Source organism: Streptomyces nanhaiensis (assembly GCF_046614825.1).
Classification (GTDB): Bacteria; Actinomycetota; Actinomycetes; order Streptomycetales; family Streptomycetaceae; genus Streptomyces; species Streptomyces radiopugnans.
Map to the genome: position 1 here is coordinate 1 of NZ_JBKJFM010000102.1, position 23047 is coordinate 23047.

General features: G+C 74.9%; 26 protein-coding genes and 1 tRNA gene. 16 read left to right on the forward strand and 11 right to left on the reverse strand.

Translation table 11 applies throughout. The features are described 5' to 3' along the window. The 6 genes from ACLIYP_RS20460 to ACLIYP_RS20485 form a co-directional block, all read left to right on the forward strand. The coding region (locus ACLIYP_RS20460; protein ID WP_412714580.1) for a molybdopterin molybdotransferase MoeA at positions 1-1172 on the forward strand (1172 nt) is incomplete at its 5' end. A gap of 64 nt (positions 1173-1236) precedes the next feature. After that, positions 1237-1746, forward strand: coding sequence for a cyclic pyranopterin monophosphate synthase MoaC (moaC, locus tag ACLIYP_RS20465; RefSeq protein ID WP_093660779.1), 510 nt, complete (start codon positions 1237-1239; stop codon positions 1744-1746). A 62-nt stretch (positions 1747-1808) separates the two neighbouring features. Further along, positions 1809-2303 (forward strand): MogA/MoaB family molybdenum cofactor biosynthesis protein, encoded by a 495-nt coding sequence (locus tag ACLIYP_RS20470; protein ID WP_412714603.1) that lies wholly within the window; start codon positions 1809-1811, stop codon positions 2301-2303. After that, positions 2300-2926 carry a GNAT family N-acetyltransferase gene (locus ACLIYP_RS20475; RefSeq protein WP_412714604.1) on the forward strand — a complete coding sequence of 209 codons (627 nt, stop codon included), beginning with the start codon at positions 2300-2302 and terminating at the stop codon, positions 2924-2926. The genes ACLIYP_RS20470 and ACLIYP_RS20475 overlap by 4 nt, the downstream gene beginning before the upstream one ends. A gap of 172 nt (positions 2927-3098) precedes the next feature. Next, positions 3099-4208: a divisome protein SepX/GlpR gene (gene sepX / locus ACLIYP_RS20480; RefSeq protein WP_412714581.1), complete on the forward strand. Its 1110-nt coding sequence runs from the start codon at positions 3099-3101 to the stop codon at positions 4206-4208. A gap of 103 nt (positions 4209-4311) precedes the next feature. Next, positions 4312-4385, forward strand: a tRNA-Ala gene (locus ACLIYP_RS20485). Positions 4386-4523: 138 nt separating this feature from the next. Here ACLIYP_RS20485 and ACLIYP_RS20490 read toward each other — a convergent pair. The 5 genes from ACLIYP_RS20490 to ACLIYP_RS20510 form a co-directional block, all read right to left on the reverse strand. Beyond that, positions 4524-4868 carry a hypothetical protein gene (locus ACLIYP_RS20490; protein ID WP_412714582.1) on the reverse strand — a complete coding sequence of 115 codons (345 nt, stop codon included), beginning with the start codon at positions 4866-4868 and terminating at the stop codon, positions 4524-4526. Between the two features lie 686 nt (positions 4869-5554). Further along, complete coding sequence (locus ACLIYP_RS20495) at positions 5555-6256, reverse strand: cation transporter (protein WP_412714583.1); 702 nt, start codon at positions 6254-6256, stop codon at positions 5555-5557. Next, a complete protein-coding gene (locus ACLIYP_RS20500; RefSeq protein ID WP_412714584.1) occupies positions 6253-6591 on the reverse strand; it encodes an ArsR/SmtB family transcription factor in 339 nt (112 codons plus the stop codon). The genes ACLIYP_RS20495 and ACLIYP_RS20500 overlap by 4 nt, the downstream gene beginning before the upstream one ends. Before the next feature lie 131 nt (positions 6592-6722). Continuing rightward, entirely contained in the window at positions 6723-7256 is a 534-nt protein-coding gene (locus tag ACLIYP_RS20505) for an NUDIX domain-containing protein (protein WP_412714585.1), read from the reverse strand. 1 nt (position 7257) lies between these two features. After that, positions 7258-8433, reverse strand: coding sequence for a MerR family transcriptional regulator (locus ACLIYP_RS20510; protein WP_412714586.1), 1176 nt, complete (start codon positions 8431-8433; stop codon positions 7258-7260). Positions 8434-8541: 108 nt separating this feature from the next. Between ACLIYP_RS20510 and ACLIYP_RS20515 the strand changes: the two genes are divergently transcribed. The 5 genes from ACLIYP_RS20515 to ACLIYP_RS20535 all read left to right on the forward strand — a co-directional run bounded on the left by ACLIYP_RS20515 (position 8542) and on the right by ACLIYP_RS20535 (position 11894). Continuing rightward, complete coding sequence (locus tag ACLIYP_RS20515) at positions 8542-9165, forward strand: sigma-70 family RNA polymerase sigma factor (RefSeq protein ID WP_412714587.1); 624 nt, start codon at positions 8542-8544, stop codon at positions 9163-9165. 34 nt (positions 9166-9199) lie between these two features. Beyond that, on the forward strand, positions 9200-9817 hold the full coding sequence (locus ACLIYP_RS20520) for a DUF4383 domain-containing protein (RefSeq protein ID WP_412714588.1): 618 nt from the start codon (positions 9200-9202) through the stop codon (positions 9815-9817). Positions 9818-9964: 147 nt separating this feature from the next. Next, entirely contained in the window at positions 9965-10804 is an 840-nt protein-coding gene (locus tag ACLIYP_RS20525; RefSeq protein ID WP_412714589.1) for a DUF4397 domain-containing protein, read from the forward strand. 5 nt (positions 10805-10809) lie between these two features. Then, positions 10810-11478 carry a class F sortase gene (locus tag ACLIYP_RS20530; protein WP_412714590.1) on the forward strand — a complete coding sequence of 223 codons (669 nt, stop codon included), beginning with the start codon at positions 10810-10812 and terminating at the stop codon, positions 11476-11478. Beyond that, on the forward strand, positions 11475-11894 hold the full coding sequence (locus ACLIYP_RS20535; protein WP_412714591.1) for a hypothetical protein: 420 nt from the start codon (positions 11475-11477) through the stop codon (positions 11892-11894). The genes ACLIYP_RS20530 and ACLIYP_RS20535 overlap by 4 nt, the downstream gene beginning before the upstream one ends. Positions 11895-11900: 6 nt before the next feature. On the opposite strand, the gene ACLIYP_RS20540 is transcribed toward ACLIYP_RS20535, so the two are convergent. From ACLIYP_RS20540 to ACLIYP_RS20550, 3 genes are all read right to left on the reverse strand, one after another. Continuing rightward, positions 11901-12620 (reverse strand): SAM-dependent methyltransferase, encoded by a 720-nt coding sequence (locus ACLIYP_RS20540; protein ID WP_412714592.1) that lies wholly within the window; start codon positions 12618-12620, stop codon positions 11901-11903. A gap of 170 nt (positions 12621-12790) precedes the next feature. Next, a complete protein-coding gene (locus ACLIYP_RS20545) occupies positions 12791-13729 on the reverse strand; it encodes an arylamine N-acetyltransferase family protein (RefSeq protein ID WP_412714593.1) in 939 nt (312 codons plus the stop codon). 138 nt (positions 13730-13867) lie between these two features. Continuing rightward, entirely contained in the window at positions 13868-14347 is a 480-nt protein-coding gene (locus ACLIYP_RS20550; RefSeq protein WP_412714594.1) for a GNAT family N-acetyltransferase, read from the reverse strand. 22 nt (positions 14348-14369) lie between these two features. Between ACLIYP_RS20550 and ACLIYP_RS20555 the strand changes: the two genes are divergently transcribed. Beyond that, entirely contained in the window at positions 14370-15167 is a 798-nt protein-coding gene (locus ACLIYP_RS20555) for an exodeoxyribonuclease III (RefSeq protein WP_412714595.1), read from the forward strand. Here ACLIYP_RS20555 and ACLIYP_RS20560 read toward each other — a convergent pair. Continuing rightward, entirely contained in the window at positions 15155-16396 is a 1242-nt protein-coding gene (locus ACLIYP_RS20560; protein WP_412714596.1) for an FUSC family protein, read from the reverse strand. The two genes, ACLIYP_RS20555 and ACLIYP_RS20560, sit on opposite strands and share 13 nt — an antisense overlap. A 118-nt stretch (positions 16397-16514) precedes the next feature. Beyond that, positions 16515-17438, reverse strand: a complete 924-nt coding sequence (locus ACLIYP_RS20565) for a MerR family transcriptional regulator (RefSeq protein ID WP_412714597.1) — start codon at positions 17436-17438, stop codon at positions 16515-16517. A 174-nt stretch (positions 17439-17612) separates the two neighbouring features. On the opposite strand from ACLIYP_RS20565, the gene ACLIYP_RS20570 reads away from it, so the two are divergent. From ACLIYP_RS20570 to ACLIYP_RS20580, 3 genes are read left to right on the forward strand one after another with little or no spacing between them, the layout of a single operon-like run. Continuing rightward, on the forward strand, positions 17613-19133 hold the full coding sequence (locus tag ACLIYP_RS20570; RefSeq protein WP_412714598.1) for a flavin-containing monooxygenase: 1521 nt from the start codon (positions 17613-17615) through the stop codon (positions 19131-19133). Beyond that, positions 19130-20119, forward strand: a complete 990-nt coding sequence (locus ACLIYP_RS20575; protein ID WP_412714599.1) for an alpha/beta fold hydrolase — start codon at positions 19130-19132, stop codon at positions 20117-20119. Before ACLIYP_RS20570 ends, ACLIYP_RS20575 begins: the two co-directional genes overlap by 4 nt. Then, entirely contained in the window at positions 20119-21003 is an 885-nt protein-coding gene (locus ACLIYP_RS20580; protein ID WP_412714600.1) for an SDR family oxidoreductase, read from the forward strand. The genes ACLIYP_RS20575 and ACLIYP_RS20580 overlap by 1 nt, the downstream gene beginning before the upstream one ends. Positions 21004-21061: 58 nt before the next feature. Here the strand turns inward: ACLIYP_RS20580 and ACLIYP_RS20585 are convergent, their stop codons facing one another. Then, complete coding sequence (locus ACLIYP_RS20585; RefSeq protein ID WP_412714601.1) at positions 21062-22006, reverse strand: helix-turn-helix domain-containing protein; 945 nt, start codon at positions 22004-22006, stop codon at positions 21062-21064. Positions 22007-22103: 97 nt separating this feature from the next. Here ACLIYP_RS20585 and ACLIYP_RS20590 point away from each other — a divergent pair, with 97 nt between their 5' ends. Next, a complete protein-coding gene (locus tag ACLIYP_RS20590) occupies positions 22104-22898 on the forward strand; it encodes an NAD(P)H-dependent oxidoreductase (RefSeq protein WP_412714602.1) in 795 nt (264 codons plus the stop codon). The last annotated feature ends 149 nt before the right edge of the window (positions 22899-23047 follow it).

The following is a 23047-nucleotide window of genomic DNA, read 5'->3' on the forward strand; positions in this document are numbered from 1 at the left end:
CCGACCACGGGGTGCGCACCGTCGCCCTGCTCACCGACATGTCAACCCCGCTCGGCCTGACCGCGGGCAACGCCCTGGAGGTCCGCGAGTCGGTGGAGGCCCTGGCCGGCGGCGGCCCGGCCGACGCCATGGCCGCCCACAGCGCCGACCCGTCCGGCGCGGCCGGCGAGGTCCGCGTCCACCGCCCGGTGACGGCGCGGCAGTACGTGCGGGGCAGGGGGAGCGACGTACGCGCCGGCTCCGTCGCCCTGGAGGCCGGCACCGTCCTGGGCCCGGCGCAGATCGGCCTGCTGGCCGCCGTCGGCTGCGGCACCGTCACCGTACGGCCCCGTCCGCGCGTGGTGGTGCTCTCCACCGGCAGCGAACTGGTCCGCCCCGGCGCGCCGTTGGGCCCCGGCCAGATCCACGACTCCAACAGCTTCGCCCTGACCGCCGCCGCCCGCGACGCCGGCGCCATCGCCTACCGCGTCGGCGCGGTGGCCGACGACGCCGCCACCCTGCGCACCGTCATCGAGGACCAGCTCGCCCGCGCCGACGCCGTCGTCACCAGCGGCGGCGTCAGCGTCGGCGCGTACGACGTGGTCAAGGAGGCGCTCACCGGCCTGGAGGGCACCGTGCTGGGCGGCGCCGAGCAGCCGGGCCACGGGGACGGGGACGAGGGCGGGGACGGCGGAGAAGACGGGAACGGCGGGGGCGGCGGGGAGCCCGAGGCCCCCGGCGCGCACCGCGCGGGCCGGCCCCCCGCCCGCGTGGAGTTCCGCCGCCTGGCCATGCAGCCCGGCAAGCCGCAGGGCTTCGGCCTGGTCGGTCCCGACCGGATCCCGCTGTTCGCACTCCCCGGCAACCCGGTCAGCTCCTACGTCTCATTCGAGCTGTTCGTCCGCCCGGCCCTGCGCGCCCTGATGGGCCTGGAGCCCGTCAACCGGCGCACGGTCACCGCCCGCCTGGAGTGCGAGGAGCCGATCGCCTCCCCGGAGGGCAAGCGCCAGTTCCTGCGCGGCCGGTACCTGCCCCCGGCCGCCGGGGAGGAGCTGGGCACGGTCCGCCCGGTGGGCGGCCCCGGCTCCCATCTGCTGGGCTCCCTGGCCCGCGCCGACGCGCTGGTCGTCGTACCCGAGCGGACCACGGAGGTCGCCCGGGGCGACGAACTGGAGGTCGTGCTCCTGGACTGAGGCGACGGCGCCCGCGCCGCGGCGGGTACCGTTGTCGTCCGGAGCGGACCGACGCGGGAGAGCGATGAGCAGCGCGCGACAGGGGAGTCCAACGGACGGGGCCGCCGGCCTCACCCACATCGACGAGGCGGGCGCGGCCCGGATGGTCGACGTCTCGGCCAAGGACGTCACCGCCCGCACGGCGCGCGCCACCGGCCGCGTACGCGTCTCCCCCCGGGTGGTGGAACTGCTGCGCGGCGAGGGCGTGCCCAAGGGCGACGCGCTCTCGGTCGCCCGTATCGCCGGGATCATGGGCGCCAAGCGCACCCCCGACCTCGTACCGCTGTGCCACCCGCTGGCGCTGTCCGGGGTGAAGGTCGACCTCGCCGTCGCCGACGACGCGGTGGAGATCGCGGCCACGGTGCGCACCACCGACCGCACGGGCGTGGAGATGGAGGCGCTGACGGCCGTGTCGGTCGCGGCGCTGACGGTCGTCGACATGGTCAAGGCCGTCGACAAGGGGGCCGTCATCACGGACGTGCGGGTGGAGGAGAAGACCGGGGGAGCCTCCGGGGACTGGAGCCGCGGCCGATGACCGAGCCCGTGTCCGCGCACATGCCCGCTTCCGGGGCAGAGCCCGGTTCCGGCCCCGTGCCCATGGCCCGCCGCGCCCTCGCCGTCACCGTCTCCAACCGCGCCGCCGCGGGCGTCTACTCCGACACCACCGGCCCGCTGCTGGCCGAGGCCCTGCGCGCGCTGGGCTTCGCCACCGACGGCCCGCGCGTCGTCCCCGACGGCGAGCCCGTCCAGGACGTGCTGCGCGAGGCCGTGGCCGACGGCTACGCCGTGGTGCTCACCACCGGCGGCACCGGCATCTCGCCCACCGACCGCACCCCGGAGATGACCCGGGCCGTGCTCGACCACGAGGTACCCGGCATCCCCGAGGCCATCCGCGCCGCGGGGAGGCCCAAGGTGCCGACCGCCGCCCTCTCGCGCGGTGTCGCGGGCGTCGCCGGCCGCACCCTGATCGTCAACCTCCCGGGTTCCACCGGAGGCGTACGCGACGGCCTGGCGGTCCTGGAGCCCCTGCTGCCGCACGCCGTGGACCAGATCCACGGCGGCGACCACCCCAGGAAGGACGCACCCCACTGAACGCATCCTGGCCGGTCGATCTGACGGACGGTGACATCACCCTCCGCCCCATAAGGCTGCGCGACCACCGCGTCTGGCGCGAGGTGAACCAGCGCAACCGCGACTGGCTGCGCCCCTGGGAGGCCACCGTTCCGCCCGCCCTGCCCGGCCGTCTGCCGCCGCGCCGCCCGACGTACCGGCAGATGGTCCGGCATCTGCGGACGGAGGCGCAGGCGGGCCGGATGCTGCCCTTCGTGATCGAGTACCGGGGGCGGCTGGTCGGCCAGCTCACCGTCGCGGGCATCACCTGGGGCTCGATGTGCTCGGGTCATGTCGGTTACTGGGTGGACCGGGAGGTGGCCGGACGCGGTGTGATGCCGACGGCCGTCGCGCTCGCCGTGGACCACTGCTTCCGCACCGTCGGACTGCACCGTATCGAGGTCTGCATCCGCCCGGAGAACGGGCCGAGCCGGCGGGTGGTGGAGAAACTCGGATTCCGCGAGGAAGGGCTGCGGCCGCGTTATCTGCACATCGACGGCGCCTGGCGCGACCACCTGGTCTACGCGCTGACCACGGAGGACGTCCCCGAGGGCCTGCTGAACCGCTGGCACCGGCGCTCTCTTCCCGGCGCCTCGCAGAAATAAAATAAATGTTCGATATTGCCCGAGGGTAGGACACCCTACAGTCATCGGGCGGACACATTCGCGGAGGCAGGCCGCCGTAATCACGAAAAACGGTTGAGATATCAGCCGGATCGTGCGACACACCGCGCCAATTGGCGTATCACCTTCGCGAAACCCCTCTACCGTGTGGTGGGTGAGCAGCAGCGGCCTCATCTACGCAGTCATCGTCGGGGCCTGGGCCGCCTACCTGGTGCCGATGTGGCTCCGCCGGCAGGACGAACTCAACGAGGCTCGTCCGACGGAGCGCTTCGGTACCGCCATCCGGCTGCTGTCCGGCCGGGCGGGCATGGAGCGCCGGTACGCCAGGAACCTCAAGGGGGCGTCCGGGGACGGCGGCCCCGCCGACGGTGACGACCAGAGTGCCCCGGGCGTCGACGTCCGGGCCCTCGCCGACCCCGTGACCGAGCACATCACGGTCCCCGGCCCCGCGACGGTCGCGCGCGCCGAGGCCCCCACCGAGGTGCGCCGCCCCCGGCAGGACCACCTGGACCGACCGGCCCGGCCGGGCCAGGTGAATCAGCCGAACCAGTCCGACCAGGGACAGAAGGGCCGGGCCAAACTCCTCGCCCGCCGCCGGCGCACCACGATGGTGCTCTTCCTCGCCTTCACCCTCGGCGCGATCGTCGCGGCGGTCGGCGGCATCGCGTTCCTGTGGGCCCCGGCGATCCCGGCCGGGCTGCTGAGCGCCTACATCGCCCACATGCGCGCCCAGGAGAGGCGCCGCTTCGAGTTCGTGATGGACCGGCGCCACGCCGAGGCCGCCGCCCGCCACCTGCGCGAGCGCCGTGCGGAGCGCGCCGCCGACCGTGCGGAGCCGGCCGATCGCGCCACCGGCCGTACCGCCACCGGCCGGGGCGCCTCCGCCCGTACCCGGGAACCGGCCCCCGAGCCGGCCTCAGACCCGGAGGCGGACGAGCGGCGGGCCCTGGTGGAGCAGACCGACCACGCCGAGTGGGTGGACGCCCAGCGCCGCGAGCGCACCCCCGCGCCGGTGGAGAGCGGCTGGGAGCCCACCCCCGTACCGCTGCCCACGTACGTCAACGCCCCCGTCGCCCCGCGCACGGCCCGCAGCGTGGACCTGGAGGCCCCGGACGCCTGGAGCTCCGCCCGCTCCACCACGGCCTCCTCCGAGCCCGCCCGGCCCTCCGCCCCGGCCTCCCCGCACTCGTCCTCGCCGCGCCACCGCACCCCGCTCTTCGACCAGTACGCGGACGAGGACCGCCCCCGCGCGGCCAACGAGTGACCCCGCCCGCCCCGGGCGCCCCCGTCGCCCCGCGCACCGTGACCAGCGCGGGAACGGATTTCCGCGCACGGGCATGGGGATGCTAGGGTTTCACCCGTTGCAAGGGCCTGTAGCGCAGTCCGGTAGCGCACCTCGTTCGCATCGAGGGGGTCAGGGGTTCAAATCCCCTCAGGTCCACACAGCTCAAAGCCCCTCCCAAGGTCTCCCGGGAGGGGCTTTTCCGTGCCGTACGGCAGCGGAGTACAGCGGGTCACGGGCGGCGGATCTCTCCTGACGCCGCCGAACCGCTCCGGCCCCGAAGTCCGAGGTCCGAGGTCACGAAGGTCGGCCGGGCGTACGCCTCCCGTACACGGTCACCTGCCGGCCGCGGACCTGCTCATGGGCCACGGGCCGGAAGTACTCCCGGAGCGTGGAGGTCTTGACCCGGTCCCGCGCCGAACTCGCAGGCTTCGACACGTCCTCCGCGTCGGTGACGAGAACTGTGCGCTGCCGGGCGAGCATCTCGGTGCGTATGCGCGCGGCATCCCACTCCGTTCCCTTCAGCGTTCCCGAACGTTCCGGCGTTTCCTCCGGAGCCATGTCCCGCAGGCCCGCCCGGGGCCGGTCCAGCAGGGCTCCGACGCCGGCGATCGCAAGCAGGACCGCCGGTCCGGTCAGCATGTGCCAGGTCAGCGCAGGGCTGGTCGTACGAGCACGGCGGTCTCGCCGTACACGCCCACCGCATCGCCGAACCGGCCGGCCCGCAGCCGCTGTTCGGCGGCGCGGAGTGGAAGGGGGCGGACCGGTGATGTCCCGCCGCGGGCGCCGCGGGCGTCCGGAGTCGTGTACGTGGACCATCCTCCTGGTCGCGGTCTCGGCCGTCGCCGTGGTCCTGCTCCTCCAGGCCGCCCACCGGGGCTGAGGCAGGGGAGGCGGCTCGGTCGCGGGTCGTGATGCCGACGGCCTTCCCGGGAGATACGGGAAGGCCGCCGACGCCGTAGGGGTACCGACCGGTCTCAGCCGCAGGCACCCGGGGCGCCCATCCGTGCCAGTGGACCTGGGGTGTTCGTCCGGTTCTCGTGCTCGTCGAGGTCGCCCTTGCCGGTGGGCGGGGCCCAATCCCCCGTGCGAACTCGGCCCGCGGGCCGCGCCGGACGAGGACGACGTGGTCGGCGGCCCGGACGTGGACGGCGGAAGACGGCGGCCGTTAGGGGCATCGCCTCGGAGGCTGGCTCCCGCGCGTGGACGCGAACGTCTTCCACCGAGGAGGTTCGGTGTGTGCGCGCCGTGTCGGAGTCGGTCGGCCCTGTCCGGATACCGGCCCGCTCGGCCTCGCATGCGGCACGGCGACCCGAGTCCGGCTCGTGTCAGGCGCAGTTCGGGCCGCAGCCGCACCCGTCCGCGTCGGCCGGGCCGGGGGCCGCCGCGGTGGGGAGGGAGGGAGCGCAGCAGTTCTCGCCCCGCCAGGCCTCGCGGCCTTCCCTGACCGCGACGGCGACGATGACCAGGGCGGCGACGGGGTCGGCCCAGGACCAGCCGAGGGTGGCGTTGAGGAGCAGGCCCACCAGCAGGACGGCCGAGAGGTAGGTGCACAGCAGGGTCTGCTTGGAGTCTGCCACCGCGGAGGCCGAGCCGAGTTCGCGTCCGGCCCTGCGCTGGGCGAAGGAGAGGAACGGCATGATCGCCAGGGACAGGGAGGCCAGCACCACTCCGGGTACGGAGGGTTCGGCCTCGCCGGCGCCGGTGAGCGCCCGGACCGCGTCGACGGTGACGTAGGCGGCGAGCGCGAAGAAGGAGACCGCGATGATGCGCAGGGTCCTCTTCTCCCTGGCCTCGCGCACCTGGTGGTCGCGAGCGGAGAACTGCCAGGCGACCGCCGCGGCGGAGGAGACCTCGACGGCGGAGTCCAGGCCGAAGCCGATCAGCGCGGCGGAGGAGGCCAGCGTTCCGGCTGTGATCGCGACGATCGCCTCGACGACGTTGTACGCGATGGTCACGGCGACCAGTAGCCGTATGCGACGGGCCAGGACATCGCGCCGGGGGGAAGGACCCGGGGATACGGCGGTCATGGGCAGCATCCCGCCTCGTCGGTCTCGGCGCAGGTGCGGTCGCTCTCCACCGCCACCACCGCGGTGCGCAGGTCGTCCAGCGCGTGACCGAGGCGCTCGTCGGCCAGCTCGTAGCGGATGCGGCGCCCGTCCGGCACGGTCACCACCAGGCCGCAGTCGCGCAGGCACGCCAGGTGGTTCGACAGCCGGGTGCGGGAGATCCCGAGGGAGTCGGCGAGGTCGGAGGGGTAGGCCGGGGCTTGCCGTAGGGCGAGCAGGAGCCGGCAGCGGATCGGATCGGCGAGCGCGCGGCCGAACCGGGCCAGCACCTCGATGTCGGAGGCGACGGTCAACACGCCATGACAGTACACGGAATCCTGAATCCAGTGAAGCGTGAACTATCGGTCGGGGTGGGGTGTCGCCCGGCCGAGCAGGCCGAACAGGCTCCGGTGCCCCGCCCGGCGCTCGGCGCCCGGCGCTCGGTGCCTCAGGTGTCCCAGCGGACGAGGGAGAGCCGCGGGCCGCCGGTGAGGTAGCCGCGGAGGGCGCCGGCGGTGGAGGGGACGAAGTTCTCCGGGATCGCGTCGGTTGGGGTCCAGCGGACCTGGGAGTGCTTGCCCGGTTCGCGGTTCTCGGGCTCGCCCGACCACTCGTGGGTGGCGAAGACGACCGTGAGGTAGCCGTTCGGGGACTCCACGCCCCAGGCCCCGTGGACGACATGGGCCAGGCGCAGGTGCTCGGCCTTCACGATCAGGCCGGTCTCCTCGCGGAGTTCGCGCACGGCGGTCCCGGTGACGGGCTCGCCGGGGTCGCTCTTGCCGGTGGGCAGGTCCCACATCCCCCGCGCGAACCTGGCCCGTGGCCCGCGCTGGAGGAGGAGGACGCGGTCGGCGGTCCGGTCGTGGACGATGACGGCCGCGACCAGCAGGGTCATCGATTCGAACGCGGGCGGGAGGGCGGTGCGGGTCTCGTGCTCGGGCTGTGCCACGGTGATCCCTTCGGCGGTCGGCCTCCCGAGCATGTCAGGCCGGACGGCCCGGCGGCCGGGATTCCGCCGGGGCGGTCAGCAGGTCGAGTGCGTCGCGCAGGCCGCGGGGGCGGGCGATGCCCGGCAGGCGCAGCCCCCGCCAGCCCGGCCCGGCGACCAGTACGGCGGGGCGCACGCGGGCGCCGCGCACGCCCCAGGCGGTGGCGCGCACCCGGCGCACCAGGGCGGGATCGGCGGTACGGCGGGTCTGGGACCACAGGACGACGGCGGACGGCCCGGTGCGGCGGACGGCCTCCTCCATCGCCCCGGCCGGGACGGAGGCGCCGAACATGCGGACGGCGACGCCGTGCTCGGCCAGCGCGGCGGCCAGGACCTCCAGCGGGAGGGTGTGGGTCTCGTCGGGCGCGCAGGCCAGCAGCACCGGGGCGGAGGACGCGGGGGAGGCGGCGGGTGCGGAGCGCGGCCGGGCCGCCACACGGCGCAGGGCCGAGGAGACGTGCCAGGACAGCAGGTGCTCCACCTCCACGTAGCGCTCCCCGGAGGTGACCCACTTGCGGCCCGCCGCCCGCAGGGTGGGCATGATCACCTCCTCCCAGGCGCCGGGCACGCCGTGCGCGGCGATCGCCCTGTCCAGCAGGTCGTCGAGGGCGGGGGCGTCCAGGCGTACGGCCGCGCGGGCCAGGCCCCGGCACTCCCGGCTCACGCTGCTGCCCACGGGGAGGGTGTTGCCGCCCCCCGCGCGGGCCGGTGCGGGGGGCGGTCCGGCGGGTTCGGCGGGTTCGGCGGGGAGTGCGGGCCCGGTGGACGGTGTGGGCCCGGTGGACGGTGCGGCAGCGGGTTCGGCGGGGAGCGCGGCTTCGCCGGGTGGTGCGGGCTCCGCGGGAACGGGCTGCACCGGCTGCACGGGCTGCACCGGCTGCACGGGCTGCGCGGTCGGTGGGGAAACCGGCCCGGGCGAGGCGGCGGCGCGCGCCCGGCGGGCGGCCTCCGCCGGGGGTACGCCGGAGGCGGTCAGGCGGCACATGGCCTCCAGCACCGCGATGTCCTCCGGCGACCACCGCCGGTGACGGCCGTCCTCCCGGACGCTCGGCCCCAGCCCGTACCGCCGGTCCCACGAGCGCAGGGTGGTGGGCGCGACGCCCAGCCGCCGGGCGACGGCGCCGGTGCTGAGCCCCGCCCGTCCGGGCGGGGGTTCCACGGGATCCGCCATGCCTCCAGGGTAGTCGATGCAAAAACGATGCAACTTGCCGTCATCCGTCATGCGATTCACCGTGGCACTACCGAAGCGCACCCGGCGCCCGGTGGGAGGAGCGAAGCCATGACGCTTGCGACGGTCCAGGTGGCGGCCCCTCGTCCGGAGGTGCTCGCGAGGCCGCGCCGGCCGGTCCCCGGCGGCGCGGCCGCGGCCGACGAGGAGGTGGCCCGCGCCCTGGTGCGCGGCGAGGAGTGGGCGCTGGCCGAACTCTTCGAGCGCTGGGGCACGCTCGTCCACACCCTGTCCGCCCGCGTCCTGGGCGGCACCCAGGACGCGGAGGACGTCACCCAGCAGGTCTTCCTGGCCGCCTGGCGCGGCCGGGACACCTACCGGCCCGAGCGCGGCTCGCTGCCGGGCTGGCTCGTCGGCATCACCCGCCGGGTGGCGGCCGACGCGCTGGCCTCCCGCGCCCGGCGCCGCGAGCCGGCCGCGGCGGGCTCCACGTTCCCACCCGCCGCGGCCGGACCCCATCCGGACGAGGTCCTGGACCGCCTCCTGGTCGCCCGCGCGCTGGCCGGACTGCCCGCCGTCCAGCGCCGGGTGCTCTTCCTGGCCTTCTACGAGGACCTCACCCACACCGAGATAGCCCGCCGCACCGGCCTGCCCCTGGGCACGGTCAAGGCGCACGCCCGCAGGGGGCTGCTGCGGCTGCGCCGGCGGATGGAAGCCCTCCGGTACACCCCGTGACCCTCCGTGAACTCCCGTGAGGAGACGGTGAACCATGAAAATCCGCGACGAACTGCCCATGGACCACCGGCTGGCCGGTGTCTACCGCTACGGCGCGGCCGTCAGCGGCGTCGTCCTGCTGGTCTTCGGCATCCTCGGATTCGCCAACCGGCTCGACTTCTTCGACACCACCGGCTCCGAGATAGCGGGGCTGTCCAGCAACGGCCTGCTGAGCCTGATCTCCGTGACCGTCGGGGCACTTCTGGTGATCGGCGCGGTCATCGGCGGCAACTTCGCCTCCACGCTCAACATGACGGTCGGCGCGCTGTTCATCCTCAGCGGCTTCGTCAACCTGGCCCTGCTGGAGACGTCCGCCAACATCCTGGCGTTCCGCATGCCCAACGTCATCTTCAGCTTCCTGATGGGCCTGGTGATCCTCACATTCGGGATGTACGGGCGGATAAGTGGCGGACTGCCCCACGACAACCCATACTGGCTCAGGCGCCACCCCGAACAGGCCGCCGCCGAGGAGGAGCGCAGGCGCCGCCTGGCAGCGGCGGGGATCGGCGCGGAGGGCCGCACCCCCCAGGCTCTCGGAGCACGGGGGAACGGCCCGGACCGGCCCGCTCTGAACCGTGACAGCAACCGTGGAAGCGCCCGAGGAAGGGCGTAGCGGCACGCCGACCAACCGACCCCCCACAACAGGCGACGGGGAATCAGTTCGCGAAATCCGCCGCCAAGTGCATCCGAAAGGGCCGGCCGTCCGGAAGAGAGGGTGAAGTCCCGCACCTGAGCGGGGCTCCCACGAAGGGAAATCCCGATGATGAACTCGCGCAGCAGGAAGATCGTCTCCGTCACCGCCGGTGCGTGCGCACTGTCCCTCGCCGTGGCCGTCCCGGCCTCCGCGGACGCCCACGGGCAGGGCGAGAAGGCATCGGTCTCGGTGTTCCACGGCGTCCCCGGCCTCACCGTGGACGTCTACGCCAACGGAAACGAGCTGCTCCCCGACTTCGAGCCCGGCACCCTGACCGAGCCCCAGTCCCTGGACCCGGGCACCTACGACATCGAGGTCTTCGCGGACGGCGAGGGTCCCGACGGCGACCCCGCCATCCAGAAGAGCGTCGAGGTACCGGCCGGCGCGAACGCCACGCTCGCCGCGCACCTGAACGCGGAGGGCGACCCCGTCCTCACCGCCTTCGTCAACGACACCTCCAAGGTCCCGGCCGGGCAGTCCCGGCTGACCGTCCGCCACGTGGCCGCGGCTCCCGCCGTGGACGTCCGCGCCGGCGGAGAACCGGTCATCGAGGGCCTGACCAACCCCAACGAGAAGTCGCTGGAGGTGCCCGCCGGCACGGTCAGCGCCGACGTGGTCCTCGCCGGCACCGACACCGTCGCCATCGGCCCCGCCGACCTGGAACTCGGTGAAGGCGCCAACACCGTCGTCTACGCCTGGGGCAGCGCCGAGGACGAGAACCTCGCGCTGAAGACGCAGACGATCAGCGGCATGGCCTCCGCGCCGGGCGGCGTGGACGCCGGTGAGAGCGGCGCGATGGCCGCGGACAACGAGTCCGCCACCACCTGGCTGGCCTGGGGCACCGCGGGCGCCGTCGCGGTCGCCGGTCTGCTGGCCGCCCGCCGCCGCTACGCCAGGGACAACTGACGGCCATGCGTGCCCTCATCGGGGGTGGGCGGCCCTCCGCGGCGGCCGTGACGGCCGCCGCGGTGGTCGCCGCCGTCCTGGCGGCGCTGCTGGCCTGGTCGCTGCGGCCGTCCGGAGCCGCGGTGCCGCAGGACTTCGGCGACCGGCCGCGGGCCCAGGAGCCCGCGGCCGGGGCGCCGTTCGAGGTCCACGACAGCCGGGCCGAAGACGGGGGCGGCGCGTCCGCGCCCGAGCCGGTGGCCCTGAGCATCCCACGGCTCTCCCTGGACGCCCGCGTCCAGGACGTCGGGGTCGAGGACGACGGCACGGTTGAGATCCCCGAGGACGCCGGGCAGGCCGGCTGGTACCGCTACGGACCGGCGCCGGGCGCGCCCGCCGGGTCCGCCGTCGTCGTCGGCCACGTCGACGACCGCACCGGCGACCTGGGCGCCTTCGCCAAGCTGTACGGCGTCCGTAAAGGCGACGACATCACCGTCGAGCGGAAGGACGCCCCGCCGCTGCGGTACGAGGTGACGGCCCGTGAGGTGGTCGACCAGGACAGCCTCCCCGACGAGGTGTTCCGGCGCGACGGACGCCCGGTGCTGACCCTGGTCACCTGCGCGCCCCCGTACGACCGGGAGAGCGGCGGTTACCAGAAGAACCTGCTGGTGTACGCCGTACCCGCCGGGGAGTGAGGCTCGGGGACGACCGGGGCCGGGCGGGCACGGTACGGTCCGGCGACAGGCCGCCACGGCGGCACGGCGAGGAGGAGGACGGCGTGGACCACTGCGACCCCACCCTGTCGGCCGCGCTCGCCTTCGGCGAGGCCTCCGAACAGGAGACCCGTGCCGCCGAGCGGCATCTGGAGCACTGCGCCGCCTGCCGCGAGGAACTGGCGGCCCTGCGGGAGCTGGCGGACACCGCCCGCCGCGCCGCCCCCGCCGACAGCGTGTCCGTACGGCCGCCGCCGCGCGTGTGGGAGGCCATCGCCGCCGGGATCGCCGCCGGGATCGCAGCCGAACGCCAGGACGGCGGGCAGGGTGACGGGCGGAACGGAACGGGCGGCGGACGGAACGGCGGACGGAACGGAACGGGCGGCGGGCCGGAGTGACGCCGGTCAGCCGGCGGGGATCAGCGTGAGGTAGGCCGGCCCCAGCACACCCCGGTAGTGCAGCCAGGCGGACCGGTGCCCCTCCACACGTTCCCGGACTCCGGCGGCCGAGGGACGGCCGCCGTGGCTCGCCAGCCACTCCTCGGCATCGGCCAGGTAGCCCGACTCGAACTCCTCCCACTCGTCCTCGTTCGCCGTCTCGATCCACTCGACCCGGAACCCGGCGCCCGCGGCGGCGTCCACCAGACCCGCGAGAGGGAGGTGGTCCGAGGCGGACGCCCCCGGCCACATGCCCGACAGCTCCGCGGCGGTCGGGGCGCGCTGCCAGAAGCCCTCGCCGAGCAGTACGCGCCCTCCCGGGGAGACCAGCTTGCGCAGCACCGCGAGTGCGGGGGCGGTGTGACGGGGCGGTTCGACGGAGGTGAGGGCCTGGCTCGCCCCGAGGCACAGGACGAGGTCGGCGGGACCGCGCCCGGTGTGCTCGGCGGATTCCCGCACGAACTCCATCCGGTCGCCCAGCCCGCGCGACGAGGCGTTCCGGCGGCCGCGCTCCAGGTCCTCGTCGTCGATGTCCAGGCCCGTGCCCGTGCAGCCGGGCACAGCTTCGAGCACGCGCAGCGTCATCTCGCCCCAGCCGCAACCGATGTCGAGGACGGTGGCGGGGCGGTTGCGGGCGAGGCGCGCCACCATGCGGTCGGCCCGCGCCCCGGAGAGGGGGCCGTGCAAGGCGAGACGGGTCAGCCGGGGCGGCGCGTCGGTGTCGGTCGCGCCGGGAACGCCAGCGACGCGGACGGCGGCGGGACAGCGAGTATCCGGAAGGCGCCGGGCACCCGGCAGGGCGGGGGCGCGCGCGGTGGCGGAGGCGCGGCGTACCGCCCGGGCCGGGGCCCCGCCCCTCAGCCGGCCGGTACGCCGGCCGGACCGTCGTCGGCGGGAAGGCGCTCCACGGCGCCGGCGAGCGCCTCGGCGTCGGACGCGTCCAGCTTGATGCCGAAGACGTCCCCCAGCACCTCGGGCACCTCGCGCGGCTTCAGCTCCCGCGTCCGGCGCGAGCCGTCCGCGCGGGCGGTGGTCACCCAGGTCGCGCCGTACAGCGCCTGGCGGACGTCCGGGCCGGTGCGCTGGACGATCGGGCGCCGGACGAACGGCGAGCGGGGATGGGTGGAGACGTAGTGGTTGCCCACCTCCCAGTCGATCACGTACTGCGGGTCCAGTGTGAAGGCGTGCAGGTCCGACCACTCCTCCCCGGCCCCGCGCCGCTCGTGCAGCACCCACTCCCGGGCCTCCGCGGTAGCGCCCAGGGGCGTGGTGGTGCGCTCCAGCCGGAACTCCCATCCGCTGCCGGAGGTCCGCGCGCCGTCGGCCAGCTCGACCGGCTCCAGCGGGCTGCCCCCGAAGCCGACGTCGCAGATCCACACCCGCCCGGTCTGCGCCGTCTCGGCCGTCTCCACGCGCAGCACGGCGTGCGTGGCGGGGCGTACGCGGCCCGAACCCATGCCCACCCGCGAGGTCAGGCCGCCGACGCCGAAGCCCAGCCGCTCCAGGGCGGCGGCGAAGAGCCGGGCGTGCTCGAAGCAGTAACCGCCGCGCGCCCGGCGCACGATCTTGTCCTGGAGGGCGGGCAGGCCGAGCGGGACCGGCCTGCCCAGGACGATCTCCAGGTTCTCGAAGGGGACGCCCAGCACGTGCGCGCGGTGCAGGGCGCGCAGGTTCGCCTCGGTCGGGGAGCGGTCCCCGTCGTGGCCGATCCGGGCCAGATAGGCGTCCAGGTCCAGCTCCGCGCCGTCCCAGCGCCGGTCCGATCCGGGCTCGCCGGTGTTCTCCGTGTCCGTCATGGCCGTACCGTCCTCCCCGTCGTGTGCTTCCGCGCGGGCCGGCGGGCACCGGCCTGCGGGAACGAACGTAGAACCTCAAGCGGGCTTGAGGTCAAGGAGCGGCCGGACCGGTGCGGTGCGGGTGTTCGGCGCGGAGGCTCAGCGCAGAGGCTTGGCGTAGCAGCGGCTGTTGGGTTCGTGCCGGTAGACCCCGAACTTCTCGGTGAGCGTGTAGCCGCTCGACTCGTACAGCGCCATCGCCTCCGGCTGCTTGGTGCCGGTCTCCAGCACCATCCGCAGCCGCCCCGCCTGCCGGGCGTCCTCCTCCAGCAGGGCCAGGATGCGGCGGGACAGCCCCTGGCGCCGCGCCTCGCGGACCACGAACATCCGCTTGAGCTCGGCGTCGCCGTCGCGGTAGTTCTCCCCGTTCTCGTCCATCGCCCGCCAGCCGCCGGTGGCCACGGGCCGGTCCCGCTCGTCGTACGCGATCAGGAACAGGCCGCTGGGCGGCGAGAACATCCCGGGGGCCAGCGGTGTGACGTCGCCCTCGCCGCCGTAGCGCTCGGCGTACTCCAGCTGCACCAGGTCGGTGAGCTTCGCGGCGTCGGGGTGGTCGTAGGCGACGGGCGTGATGCGCATGCCCGCATCGTAAGGTGCCGGGGTGCTGACGATTTCGACGGTCAATGTGAACGGGCTGCGCGCCGCGGCGAAGAAGGGCTACACCCAGTGGCTGGCCGCCACCGACGCGGATGTGGTGTGCCTGCAGGAGGTGCGCGCCGAGCCGGAGCAACTCCCCGGCGAGGTACGCGATCCGGAGGGCTGGCACGCGGTGTACGCCCCCGCCGCCGCCAAGGGGCGCGCGGGCGTGGCGGTGCTCACCCGGCGTGCGCCGGAGGAGGTGCGGGTGGGGTTCGGGGTGAGCGAGTTCACGGACTCCGGCCGCTATCTGGAGGTGGACCTGCCGGGCCTGACCGTCGCCAGCCTCTACCTGCCCTCGGGCGAGGCCGGCACCGAGCGGCAGGAGGAGAAGGAGCGCTTCATGGCGGCCTTCCTGCCCTACCTGGCCGGGCTGCGCGAGCGCGCCGCCGCGGCCGGCCGCGAGGTCCTGGTCTGCGGCGACTGGAACATCGCCCACCGTGAGGCCGACCTGAGGAACTGGAAGGCCAACGGGAAGAACTCCGGCTTCCTGCCCGAGGAGCGCGCCTGGCTCGGCCGGGTCTTCGACGAGGCCGGCTACGCCGACGTGGTCCGCCGCCTCCACCCCGACCAGGACGGTCCGTACAGCTGGTGGTCCTACCGGGGCCGCGCCTTCGACAACGATGCGGGATGGAGGATCGACTACCACGTCGCCACCGAGCCGCTGGCGCAGCGGGCGGTGAAGGCGCACGTGGAGCGCGCGGCCGACCACGCGGGCCGGTGGAGCGACCACGCGCCGGTGACGGTCGTCTACGCGCCCTGACGGCCCGGGGCGCCGTCCCCTCCGCCGCCCTCTCCGCTCCCGCCCGGCAGGAGCGTGGTGGCCAGACGGCGGGCCTCCGCCAGGAGGGGGCCCAGCACCGCCAGCCCTTCGGGGAACGCGGCGGCGTTCCGGGGGAGCTCGGCGCGGAGCCGGTCCTGCTCGGCGCGGACCTCCTCGACGGCCTCGCGCAGTTCACGGCGGGCCGTCTGCGGGTCGTCGCCGGTGACCGTGCGCCCGTAGGCGTCCAGGGCGGCGGCCACCTGCCGGAGGAAACCGGCGTACGGGCGGGTGACCTCGTGGCCGGGGCGGGGCGCCTCGTCGCCCTCGTCGGCCGCCTCCAGCAGGGTCCGGGTCAGGGCGACCAGGCGCTCGGCCACGTCCTCGAGCGTGGGCATCGTCTCCTCGTACACCGCCGCCAGCCGCGCCGCCTCGGCGCGGCGGCGGCTCTCGGGGTTGAGGCGGAGGCTCTCGCGGCTCCAGCCGATCGAGGACTCCACGCCGCGGATCAGCCGGGGCAGGCGGCAGGCCCGGTCGTACCAGGCGCGGATGCGGTCGTACTCCCAGGGCTCGTCCAGACCCTCCGCGACCTCGCTCACGATCTCCCGCGCCTCGCGGACGGCGGAGTCCACCGCGTCGCGCGCGCTGCGCAGGTGGACGGGCGGCAGGACCAGCGCGTTGACGCCGACGCCGACGGCGGTGCCGAGGAGGGCGGCCAGGACGCGGGAGACGGCCGAGTCGAGCGTGGCCTCGCCGGGGACGAGGGTGAACAGGGCGGCCGTGGAGGCGTAGATGCCCTGGGCGCCGAAGCGGGGCCAGTTGCCCAGCAGGGTGGTGACGGGCAGGACGAGGATCATCACCAGCACCGGATGGCCGAGGGGGATGACCAGGGCCGCGGCGAGCACCGTGCCGACGGTGATCGCCATCGTCTGCTGGAGCCCCTGCCACACCGAGCGGTAGACGGTCGACTGCACCAGGACCACCGCCACCCAGGGCGCCATCAGGGCGAAGGCGTCGGGCAGCAGCCAGGCGGCGGCCAGCCAGGCCAGGACGGCGGCGAGCGCGGCCTTGAGGGACTGGACGACGGCGTCGCGCTCCCGGCCCGGCCCCTGCCGGGCGCGGCGCAGTGAGCGGACGCCCCAGGCGGCCTCGGCCCGCACGGCGCGCACGGTGCGGGTCGTGAGGGAGGGGCGGTCGGACTGTGTCGCGGAGGCGGACTGTGCTTGCACCATCGGGGTACGGGTTGCCGTGCGGGCGGCGGCCATACATGCGTGTACGGCACTTCGCGGGCACGGTGCCGCGGGCCGGCCGCGAACAGGCCGCGGGCCGGCCGTCGGGCGCCGTGCCCGGTCAGCCGTCGCGGCGGTCCCCCGGCTCCCCGTCCGGCCCTCCGGATCCCCCGTCCGGCCCCCGCCGCTCCTGCCGTCCCGTCCCCGCCTCCCCCTCCGGGCCGTCCGGCCGCGACCAGCTCTCCAGTTCCGCGCGGACGCGGCGGTCCATGGCCAGTGCCAGTTCGACGTCGACCACCTGCTTGGCCAGCGGGCGCAGCCGGTCCATCACCTCCGACAGGCGCCGCAGGTCGGCGGGGGAGAGCTCGCGGACGTCGGTGAACAGACGGGCGCGGACGAGGTTGGTGAACAGGTCGGCGACGGCGTCGGCGTGCTCGCGCACCACGCGGCCGGCCTCCAGTACGGCCTCCAGCGGGATGCCCTCGCCCACCAGGGCGGTGGAGGCGTCGAGCAGGCGGCGGCTGACGTGGACGACCTCGTCGCCGTCGACGGCGACGTAGCCCAGGTCCAGGGCGGCGGCGAGGTTGTCGGAGGTGACCTCGCCCGGGAAGTGCGCGGCGAGGTCCTCCGGGGTGAGGCGGACGGGGGTCTCCTCCGACCACGGCGGCACCAGGGTGCTCTCCAGGCCGAGCAGTTCGGCCGCGCCGCCCGCGTCCCGGCCCTTCTCGAAGGCGTCGATCAGGTCGGCGATCCCGCCGAGGGTGTGGCCGCGGGCCAGCAGCGCGGAGATCGTCCGCAGCCGGTTGAGGTGGTGCTCGTTGTACCAGGCGATACGGCCCTCGCGGCGCGGCGGCGGCAGGAGCCTGCGCTCGCGGTAGAACCGCAGGGTGCGCACGGTGATGCCGGCGGCCCTGGCGAGTTCGGCCGTGCGGTACTCGGCGGGCGGGGCCGTGCCGTCTCCTTCCGGCCCGGCCTGTGCGTGTGCCGCGCCGTCCGCCCGTCCGCCGTCCGTCCGTCCGCTGTCCGCCGATGATCTGTCCGCCACACCGGAGAGCCTATGCGGCGGCGGTGGCCGGATGTCCGGACCAGGGGTGCAACCGGCGGTAACTTTCCCTCGCCGCACCCCTACCCATCGGTATGTTCCTGCTCTACCCTCCAACCATGCCAGTGATTACTGGCGTGTTTCATGTGTGAGGACACACCGGAGTCGGGAGGCGGCATGGCCGGACACGAACACGTACGGGTGGCGGTGATCGGATCGGGGTTCGGCGGCCTGGGCGCCGCCGTACGACTGCGCCGCGCGGGCGTCACGGACTTCGTCGTACTGGAGCGCCGCGACTCCGTGGGCGGCACCTGGCGCGACAACAGCTACCCCGGGTGCGCCTGCGACGTGCCCTCCCACCTCTACTCGTTCTCGTTCGCGCCCAACCCCGACTGGCCGCGGAACTTCTCCGGGCAGGAGCACATCCGCGCCTACCTGGAGAAGGTCGCCGACACCTTCGGGCTGCGCCCGCACATCCGCTTCGACTCGGAGGTGCTGAACGCGCGCTGGGACACCGGGGCGCTGCACTGGGAGATCGAGACCGGCCGCGGGACCCTGACCGCCGACATGCTCGTCTCGGCCACCGGCCCGCTCTCCGACCCCAGGATCCCCGACATCCCCGGACTGGACGGCTTCACCGGCAAGGTCTTCCACTCCGCCCGGTGGGACCACGACTACGACCTGCGCGGCAAGCGCGTCGCCGTGATCGGCACCGGCGCGTCCGCCATCCAGATCGTCCCCTCGATCCAGCCGCTGGTGGAGAAGCTCACCCTCTTCCAGCGCACCCCGCCGTGGGTCATGCCGCGCATGGACCGGGAGATCACCGCGGCCGAGCGCTGGCTGCACGCCAAGGTGCCCCCCACGCGTGCGCTGCGCCGCCGGATGCTCTGGCTGATCAGGGAACTCCAGGTCGGCGCCTTCACCAAGCACCCCGCTCAGCTCGGCCTGGTGGAGAAGCTGGCCAGACACCACATGACCAAGGTCGTCAAGGACCCGGTGCTGCGAGCCAAGCTCACCCCCGGCTACCGCATCGGCTGCAAGCGCATCCTGCTGTCCAACACCTACTACCCGGCGCTGGTCGAGCCCAACGTGGACCTGGTCGCCTCCGGTCTGAAGGAGGTGCGCGGCAACACCCTGGTGGCCGCCGACGGCACCGAGGCCGAGGTGGACGCGGTCGTCTTCGGCACCGGCTTCCACGTCACCGACATGCCGATCGCCCGGCGCATCACCGGTGCGGACGGCATCACGCTGGCCGAGGCCTGGAAGGACGGCATGGAGGCGCTGCGCGGCTCCACGGCCGCGGGCTTCCCCAACTTCATGACCGTCATCGGCCCCAACACCGGCCTCGGCAACAGCTCGATGATCCTCATCATCGAGGCGCAGCTGAACTACATGGTCGACTACCTCCGGCAGTTGGGGACGCTCACCGCCGGATCGGGCGGCCGGGCCGCGCTCGACGCCCGCCCCGAGGCGGTGCGCTCGTGGACCGACCACGTCCAGCGGCGGATGGCGCGCACCGTGTGGAACACCGGCGGCTGCGACAGCTGGTACCTGGACGCCAACGGCCGCAACACCACCGTGTGGCCGGGCACGACCGGTGAGTTCGCGAAGGTGACCAGGCGCGTGGACCTGGCCGAGTACGAGGTGCTGCGGGCCCCGGCCCGCGCCGGGCAGCGGAAGGCGGAGGCGACCCGATGAGCCGTGGACCCCGTACGGCCGGCGGTGCGTACGCCCCGCCCGCCCCGCGCCGCGAACTGACCGTCACCTCCGCCGACGGCTCCCGGCTGCACGTCGAGGAGCACGGGCGCGAGGACGGGCCGACCGTCGTCCTGGTGCACGGCTGGACCTGCTCGACCGCCTTCTGGGGCCCCGTGGTCCGCAGACTTGCCGACGAGCACCGGGTGTTCGTCTACGACCAGCGCGGCCACGGCCGCTCCCCGGCCGTGGGCCCCGGCGGCTACAGCACCGACGCCCTCGCCGACGACCTGTGCGCCGTCCTGGACGCCGCCGGGTCCCGGGCGGTCGTCGCCGGGCACTCCATGGGCGGCATGACGGTCATGGCCGCCGCCGGGCGCCCGCAGGTGCGCGAGCGCGTCGCCGCCGCGCTGCTGTGCAACACCGGCAGCTCCCGGCTGCTGCACGAGTCCACCGTCGCGCCGCTGCGGGCGGGCGGGCTGCGCTACCGGATCCAGAAGGCGGTGCTCGGCTCCAGCCTGCCGCTGGGGCCGGTGACGCCGCTGGGCATGCGCGTCCTGCGGTACGCCACGATGGGGCCAGGCGCGACCAGGGAGCAGATGGAGGCGTGCGCCCGGATCGTGCACGCCTGCCCGCGCGCCGTACGCGCCTCCTGGGCCCGGAAGGTCCTTGCCGTGCTGGACCTGGACGCCAACCTCGCCGCCCTGGACCTGCCCGTCGGCGTCGTCGCCGGTGAGAAGGACCGGCTCACCCCGCCGGTGCTCTCCCGCCGCATCGCCGAGGCGCTGCCGAACTGCACCGGCCTGACCGAACTGCCCGGCCTGGGGCACATGACGCCCCTGGAGGACCCCGACGCCGTCGCCGGCGCGGTGGCCGCGCTGGTGCGCGACCGCCTGTCGGGCGGCGTACGGCAGGAAGCCGCACAGCGGGAAGCCGCACAGCGGAAGACACCGCCGGCCCAGGCGCCGGCCGGGAAGGAGAGCGCGTAATGGCACGCAGGGACCTCCGGGGCCAGGTAGCGGTGGTGACGGGCGCGGCCCGGGGCGTGGGCGAACTCCTCGCCCGCAGGCTGGCGGCGCGCGGCGCACGGCTCGCGCTGGTCGGGCTGGAGCCGGACGAGCTGAGGAAGGTCGCCGAGTCGCTGCCGACGGACTCCGCGCACTGGCACGCCGACGTCACCGACCACGCCGCCATGTCCCGCGCGGCCCGCGAGGTGCGCGAGCGCTTCGGCGCGGTGGACATCGTCGTCGCCAACGCCGGGGTGGCCGCCGGCGGGCCCTTCACCGACTCCGACGAGACCGCCTGGCGCCGGGTCGTCGAGGTCAACCTGCTGGGCAGCGCCACCACCGCCCGCGCCTTCCTGCCCGCCCTGATCGAGTCGCGCGGCTACCTGCTCCAGATCGCCTCGCTCGCCGCGATCACCCCGGCACCGATGATGACGGCGTACTGCACCTCCAAGTCGGGCGTGGAGGCCTTCGCCCACAGCCTGCGCGCGGAGGTCGGTTACCAGGGCGTGCGCGTCGGCGTCGGCTACCTGAGCTGGACCGACACCGACATGGTGCGCGGCGCCGACCAGGACGAGGTGCTGCGCGACCTGCGCGCCCGGCTGCCCTGGCCGAGCAACAAGACGTACCCGCTGGGCCCGGCCGTGGACCGGATCGTCGCGGGCATCGAGCGGCGCTCGTTCCACGTCTACGGGCAGTGGTGGCTGCGCGGCATGCAGTCGGTCCGCGGCTGCCTGCCGGGGATCATCGGCCGGGTCGGGCAGCGCGAGATGAGGCACTTCGCGCCCCGCCTGGCCGCCTCCGGCGGTCCCCGCGGACTGGTCGGCGCGGGCGGCGCGGCGGACGAGAGGGAGCGCACGGAGGGCTGAGCGGCCCTTCCCGTCCGGGGCCCGGCGCGGTGGTGCGGCCACCGCGCCGGGCCCCGCCTCACGTACCCGCCGGGCCCCCGGCGTCACGGCCGTCCTCGTGCGCGCCGAACACGTGCACCACGAGACCGGTCTCGCCGGGGGCGGCCGGCACGTGCAGGGTCTCGTAGTCCAGGGTGAGCAGCCCGGCCTCCGGGTGCCGCAGCCGTTTGCGCCCGGCCACGCACATCACGACCTCGCCGGTGGCCCAGATCCGCCGGAAGTCGGCGCTGCGGGCGGACAGTTCGGCCAGGAGCGCGGCGAGTTCCCGATCCTCGGGATAGCGTCCCGTGGCGACCCGCAACTGGCCCACGGCCTCCACCGCCCTGTCCTCCCAGTCGGGGAAGACGGCCCGGGAGGAGGCCGGATCCAGGAAGAGGTACCGGGCCTGGTTCCGCTCGCGGCGGCCGGGGCCGCCCAGGCCGCCGATCAGTTCGGCGCCCAGCTCGTTCCAGGCCACCACGTCGGTGCGGTGGTTCGTCACGAAGGCCGGCAGGTGGGCCATGGAGTCCAGGATCCGCCGCAGCAGGGGGCTGACCCGGGTACGGGGCGCGGGCCCGTGCCGGCCCGCGGTCAGGGTGTCGAGGTGCCTGCGCTCCGCCGCTTCGAGGCCGAGCGCCCCGGCGAGCGCGTCGAGCACCTCGGGGGAGGGCTGGGTGGCCCGGCCCTGTTCGAGGCGTACGTAGTAGTCCACGCTGATCCCGGCGAGCTGGGCCAGCTCCTCGCGGCGCAGCCCGCGCACCCGTCGCCGGCGGCCGCCGGGGAGGCCGACCTGCTCCGGTGTGACGCGCCCCCGGCGGGCACGCAGGAAGGCGCCGAGCGCCCGCCGGGTGTCGCCGATCCCGCCGAGCCCGCCGAGCCCGCCGGTCCCGTCGATCCCGTCGAGCCCGTCGGTTCCACCGGTCCCGCCGACGCCTTCGGCCCCGCCGGCCCTGCCGGTCCCGTCGATGAGGTTCCCGCCGTCCATGCGCCCAGTATGGGTGGCCCTCGCGGTACCAGGACCGCCGTTCCGCCGGTCGAAGCGGGTACTGGCTGCCCGGACGCGCCCGGGGGAGTGTGGCGGCATGACCGAAGCCGTACCGCAGCAGCGGAAGAAGATCCTCGTCGTCAGCGCCCACCCCGGACCCCACTCGCTCACCGCCTCCCTGACCGCCTTCGCGGCCGGGCGCCTGCGCGGGGCGGGGCACGAGGTGCGGATCTCCGACCTCTACGCGATGAAGTGGAGGGCGGCGGTGGACGCCGGCGACTTCCCCGACCACCCCGCCGACCGGCGACTGGACCTGCTGACCGCCGCGGAGGAGGCCGCCCGGACGGGCCGGCTGTCACCGGACATCGCCGCTGAGCAGGAGAAGGTGCGCTGGTCGGACGCGGTGGTCCTGCAGTTCCCGCTGTGGTGGTTCTCGGTGCCCGCGATCCTGAAGGGCTGGATGGACCGGGTGTTCGTCCGGGGGTTCGCCCACGGCCCCGGACTCCCCCCGCCCTACGGCGAGGGCGCCCTGGCGGGGCGGCGGGCGCTGATGTCGGTGACGGCCGGCGCCCCGGAGTCCTCCTTCTCCGACCGGGGCGTGCACGGGCGGCTGGCGGACCTCCTCCACCCGTTCCAGCACGGCCTGTTCTGGTTCACCGGCATGGCTGCGCTCGAACCGTTCGCGGTGTACGACGCGAACGTCCTGTCCCGGGAGCGGTTCGAGGCGGCGAAGCGGGAGTACGGGCGGCGGCTCGACCGGCTCTTCGCGGACGAGCCGGTCCCGTACCGGTCGCTCACCGGCGGCGACTACGACCACGGCATGCGGCTGCTGCCGGGCGTGGAGGCGCCGGGGACGAGCGGCCTGGACCTCCACGTCCGCCCGCGCGGCTGAGCGCAGCGCGCTACGCGCCCGGCCCGTCCTCCCCGCCGCGCTCCGCGCGGCTGTCCGGAGCAGGCTGCCAGGCGTCCTGTTCGCGGTCGCGGCCCGTGCGCCACGGGGGAGGGGCGCCGCCCTCGCGGGAGGCGCCCCGCACGGCCCGG